Source organism: Sphingomonas sp. BE138, assembly GCF_031456125.1.
Taxonomy (GTDB): domain Bacteria; phylum Pseudomonadota; class Alphaproteobacteria; order Sphingomonadales; family Sphingomonadaceae; genus Sphingomonas.
In genome coordinates this window covers 1-5,116 of record NZ_JAVDUC010000054.1, presented here as the reverse complement: position 1 = coordinate 5,116, position 5,116 = coordinate 1, and the positions used below count along the sequence as shown (strand labels likewise).

Annotated in this window: 4 protein-coding genes; 3 read left to right on the top strand and 1 reads right to left on the bottom strand. The window is 60.3% G+C overall.

What is annotated here, in order from left to right:
- Window positions 1-122: 122 nt before the first annotated feature.
- The 3 genes from J2Y58_RS20675 to J2Y58_RS20665 are packed head-to-tail and all read left to right on the top strand — an operon-like array spanning window position 123 to window position 3,591.
- Window positions 123-1,670, top strand: a complete 1,548-nt coding sequence (locus tag J2Y58_RS20675) for a tyrosine-type recombinase/integrase (protein ID WP_310107312.1) — start codon at window positions 123-125, stop codon at window positions 1,668-1,670.
- Window positions 1,664-2,578, top strand: a complete 915-nt coding sequence (locus J2Y58_RS20670) for a tyrosine-type recombinase/integrase (RefSeq protein ID WP_021228115.1) — start codon at window positions 1,664-1,666, stop codon at window positions 2,576-2,578. Before J2Y58_RS20675 ends, J2Y58_RS20670 begins: the two co-directional genes overlap by 7 nt.
- Window positions 2,575-3,591: a tyrosine-type recombinase/integrase gene (locus J2Y58_RS20665; protein ID WP_310107308.1), complete on the top strand. Its 1,017-nt coding sequence runs from the start codon at window positions 2,575-2,577 to the stop codon at window positions 3,589-3,591. Before J2Y58_RS20670 ends, J2Y58_RS20665 begins: the two co-directional genes overlap by 4 nt.
- Here the strand turns inward: J2Y58_RS20665 and J2Y58_RS20660 are convergent.
- On the bottom strand, window positions 3,581-5,116 hold a 1,536-nt coding region (locus tag J2Y58_RS20660; RefSeq protein WP_310107306.1), incomplete at its 5' end, for a hypothetical protein. The two genes, J2Y58_RS20665 and J2Y58_RS20660, sit on opposite strands and share 11 nt — an antisense overlap.

The window sequence follows — 5,116 nt, the reverse complement described above, 5'->3', positions numbered from 1 at the left end:
TTCTTTGCAGTCGCAGTTTATGTCGAGCGTGGCGGCGGGAGGCGCAGGTTTCCTTCGGTTTTCCATGAATTCACTCCAGATAATTACAGTTCCTTCGACCTCAACAAGTCGAAGGAACCAACATGCGATCAAGATCATCATTGCCGTTTCGAGCGGCCCCGCTCCGGGTCGAAGACCCGCCCAGTCACGGCACCCTTCTCACCACATTCCTCTCCTCTCTGTCGCTCGACGAGAAGTCAGGCTGTGCGGTTCTGTATGGCGCGGCGGTCCGCCATTTCCTGCATTGGCTGGGCCTGCATAGGATCTCCATCCGCACGATTGACGATCGGGCTGTCCGGCGGTTCGAGAAGCATCGGTGCCGGTGTCACCGGTATTCGGCGCAGCAGCCAGTATATAAGGCGGACATTGCAGCGCGAGTCAGACGCTTCGTCCGCTTCCTGGAAGATCAAGGCTACGTCGAAGTCGACGACGGGATCGACGATCTGCCACGGCACCTCGCCGACTATTCCGATGCGATCGATCGCCTGCAACTTGCCGAGGGACCGGCACAGGCCTATCGGTCCGAGGCCGAGCATTTCGTGGCCTGGCTTCGCATGGCGCGGCGCCAATGGATCGATATCGATGACACGATCATCGACCACTATGCAGCGCACGATTGCCGATGCCCGGTCTGGCGCAAGCGGGGCAAGCTGGTCGCAACGGGCACCAAGCGGCGGCGGCGATGCGCACGGCACTTCGTCGAGTTCCTGCGAGGCCGGGGCGCCATCCCATCGGTTGAACCGGTGGCGGACGATGACCCGCACATGTCGGCTTACTTGGCATGGCTCAAGCAACACCGCGGCGCCACGGACGAGACGATCCGGCGCTACCGGACCGATATCAGACGGCTCATGCCAATGCTGGGCGAGCCTTCGCAATGGGATGCCGCCGGACTCAGGAGCGCATTCCAACGACGAAGCAAGGAGACGCCGGGGTCGGCATCGCTGCTCGTCACGATAATGAGGAGCTACATCCGGTTTCTGGTCGTGCGTGGCGAGTGCCGGCCGGCATTGTTGCATGCAGTTCCATCAGTACAGCGCTACCGCCTTTCGACGCTGCCGCGCCACGTCGACCCGGCAACGATCGAGAGGATCATTGCGGCCTGTCCGACAGATCGTCCGGTGGAAGTCCGGGACAAGGCCATCATTCTCCTGCTCGCCAGGCTCGGCCTGCGGGCTGCCGATATTCAGAACATGCGTCTCGACGACATCGACTGGCGATCCGGCCACCTGACGGTCAAGGGCAAGACGCGTCGCCCGGACCGCCTGCCATTGCCGCAGGATGTTGGCGACGCGATCCTGGCATATCTTGCGGCAGCCCGCCCGAAGGCCGCCGAAGAGCATCTGTTCCTGCGTGCACAAGCACCGTTCCGGCCATTCCGCTCGTCCGCTGAGATCGCGGGCATCGTCGCTCGTACGCGCGACCGCGGTGGGATCGAAGGAGTGCCGACCGGGTCGCACATATTCCGGCATTCGCTTGCCACCAACCTGCTGCGCGCGGGCGCAGGCCTGGAGTCCGTCGGGACCATCCTGCGTCACAGCTCGCCCGAGACCACTGCCATCTACGCCAAGGTCGATCTGCCGATGCTCATGAAGATCGCGCAGCCCTGGCCGGGAGAACAGTCATGCTGAACATCCACATTTCCAGATACGTGGCGCTGCATCGCAGCCTCGGGCTGAAGTTCTCTGAACAGGAACGCATGCTGCGCCTGTACGCCGCCTACGCCGGAGGATTCGGCGACCGGCACATCCAAGTCCAGCGGATCTACGACTGGTGCCACACGGCGAGTTCGCAGAATGTGGCCCGCCGGAGGTTTGATACCGTTCGCAACTTCAGCCGCTTTATCCAAGCCGATGATCCAGTTTACGAGGTGCCGCCTGCCGGTGTCTTCGGTCGGGGCAAGCGGCCACGCCCGACACCGACCATCATCGAACCGGAACAGGTCCGGGCGATCATGACCGCGGCGTTGGACGTTGCGTCCCAAGACACGATCAGCCCATACACGTACCATTATTTGTTCGGCTTGCTGGCGGCGACAGGTCTCCGGATTTCTGAGGCCCTCGCATTACAATGCAACGATCTGGTCGAGGATGGCTTGATCGTCCGCAACGGCAAGTTCGGCAAGCAGCGGCTGATTGCCTTGCAGCCATCGACCCGTCAGGCGCTCGAAGCATATCTCGCCACCCGGGCAAGGCTCGGCGCCACGGGCAATGACCTGTTCGTGACCATCCGCGGAAGAGCCCCCCATAAAGTGCGCGCGCACATCGTGTTCGTCAGGCTGGCCCGACTGCTCGGATATCGCGGACCTACTGGAACAGCGGGCATGCGGCTCCACGATCTGCGGCACACCTTCGCTGTCCGCTCGCTGGAGTCATGCCCGCCGGAAAGGGAAGCCATCGCACACCACATGGCCGGACTCAGCGTCTATCTGGGGCACGCGTCGGTCGCCAACACTTATTGGTATCTCGAGGCCACTCCGGTGCTGCTGCGCGATATCGCTGCCGCCAGCGAGCAACTTTACCGAGGAGAAGCGGCATGACGGCTCTCGCTCCGCATCTCTCGACCTACCTGCGTGAACATCTGCCACGCGAACGTGCTGTTAGTCCGCACACGGTGAAGACCTACGCCAACTGCTTCGTCCTCCTGGTCGAGTTCGCTGCCGATCGGCTGAAGCGTCGGCCGACCGATCTCGAGATCGAGGATCTCGGCACCGACATGATAATGGCCTTCCTTGACCATGTCGAGAACGGTCGCGGCAGCTGTGTTCGGACTCGCAATGGCAGGCTCGCCGCGATCCGGTCCTTCTTCCGCTACATCGAGTATCGTATTCCGGCCTGCCTAGATCAGGCCCTTCGCGTCAGATCGATCCCTACCAAGAAGACCGACAAGGTGCTGATCGACTACCTCGACCGGGCAGAGATCAAGGCTTTGCTCGACGCCCCAGATCCCCGGACACGCCTTGGCACCCGCGATCGTGCAATGCTGCATCTGGCCTATGCTGGCGGGCTGAGGGTGTCGGAACTCGTAACGCTACAACTGCGCGATTTCCCGGACCGCTCCCTGTCCACCGTGCACATCATGGGCAAGGGTCGGCGTGAACGGGTCCTCCCGCTCTGGAAGGAGACTCAGTTCGCATTGCGCGCGTGGCTTGCGATCCGCCCCGATGCGCAAGCTGCCGAGATATTCCTCAATGCCAGCGGGCAACCCATGACCCGCGACGGATTTGCGTTCCGTTTGGCGGAGCACGTCAAGGCCGCGGCAGAGAAGCAGCCGTCGATCCTTGGAAAGCGCGTAACACCGCACGTGCTGCGCCATTCCTGCGCAATGCACACGCTCGCGGCGACCGGGGACATTCGCAAGGTCGCATTATGGCTCGGGCACGCCAGCATCCAGAGCACCGAGACCTATTTGCGCGCCGATCCCGAGGAAAAGCTGCAAATTCTCGCGGCGCACGGCGCCCCTGCCATCAGGCCCGGGCGCTTCAAGCCGCAAAGCGACGATCTACTATCAATGCTTCAGGAAATACGTGCAGGAGGTCATGTCAAAATTTGACACAGGTCCGCATCGCAGTCCGAAGCGCCAGTGGCGCTCCCGCCAACAAAGCTTCGCCTTCGAGGCGGCCGTTGATGCGTAGCATAACCGAACCGTTTTGACGGAGAAGCATCGGAATGAGTTGGGAACCAGTGAGGTTGGCCTGCCAAAACGTGCTCTGAGCGTTCGCGCGGCCGGTCGGAATGTCAATTAATCGACCAGCAAAATTCCATGTAACCGTAACGCGCTGCACCGTCGCGGGCTTGTTAAGGAGCATGGCCATCATGGGGCGGTTGCCTTCACAAAACAGGCTAAACGACTTGATGTTTGGCGAAGCAGCTACATCGACATAGGCCATTGGGGCGCGACCTTGGACCGGCACGACCTCCCAAGCAGTCCCAGGCAGCGGCACTGCGTCCTCAGGTGGGCTGTCCATAAGCAGGCGAGCAATGTCCTGGGGCACGGGCAAGCGGCCTCCTTGAGGCGCATAGACCGTCAACTTTCCCTTCTCCCAAAGGCCAATTTGAACGGCACGGCGATTTGCATCAAGCAGAACATAGGCTTGCTCTACACCGCCTTGATGCGGCGCATTTCCCGTAACCCAATAGAGAGACCCTTGTCGTTGGAGACCGGATATCGCCGAAAGATTGCTGGCCAGCAGGTCCATTTTGCGGCCCAAACGCGAACGTATCGCGTCAGCTATCGGACCACTTGTCAAAAGATCTATTCCGTTGGGATCGGAATCACTTTGGAATTTCCCTATGGAACTGGCAAGATTGGTCCAGGCTAGCAGCGTCGGTTTTCCCAAAACTGGCCTTGCTTGCAGCGGTGCTTTTGAAGCAGCAGATGCTGGCCCAGACCCCTTGCATAAGAGCAGTGGGGATTGCGACACGAGCGTTGACTTGAACGGATCCAGGCGCTGTCCAGGCGCGACGTCTGCTTCAAGGCGGACTACCCCTCGCTTTTCGTCGTCATTGACCGTCAAGATCACGCGTCCGAAATCGTTGGCATTGACAGGAAAAGGAAAAAAGACCGCGCTAATGCCTTCATAGGTCGGGCCAAGAAACGAAGCCGCGTACTCAAACCGGGTGCTTTTTACAGTCTGACCAGACGCTTTGAAAGTAAAACCGGTTTCGTTGATCTCAAGGCTCGCCCCTCGAGAGCAATCGCCACGCGGCGCATACGAGCCATAGCTTCCTTCGAGATCCATGCCCTTCAATGACGTCAATGTCACTGCGCCCGCGACGCCGGGCAAGCCCAGAAAAATCCCTGCGAGAAAAACGGTAATGGAGCGCTTGGGCAGTTTGCTCGGCATGGCAGATCTCCATGGCGGACAGCCTTGCATCGGGACCTCGATTGAAAGCGACGAACGACTGCCTCCGGGATTCTCTACAACCTGCACCATTCCAGCGGTGCCGACAATCCTAACGGCCCCAGCATTCAACCTTTTCAGGCAATTATCTGGAGTGAAATCATGGAAAACCGAAGAAAACCTGCGCCTCCCGCCGCCACGCTCGACATAAACTGCGACTGCAAAGAATACGTG

Coding starts and splice junctions, on each gene's coding strand:
- J2Y58_RS20675 (WP_310107312.1), top strand. CDS start 123: ATGCGATCAAGATCATCATTGCCGTTTCGAGCGGCCCCGCTCCGGGTC.
- J2Y58_RS20670 (WP_021228115.1), top strand. CDS start 1,664: ATGCTGAACATCCACATTTCCAGATACGTGGCGCTGCATCGCAGCCTC.
- J2Y58_RS20665 (WP_310107308.1), top strand. CDS start 2,575: ATGACGGCTCTCGCTCCGCATCTCTCGACCTACCTGCGTGAACATCTG.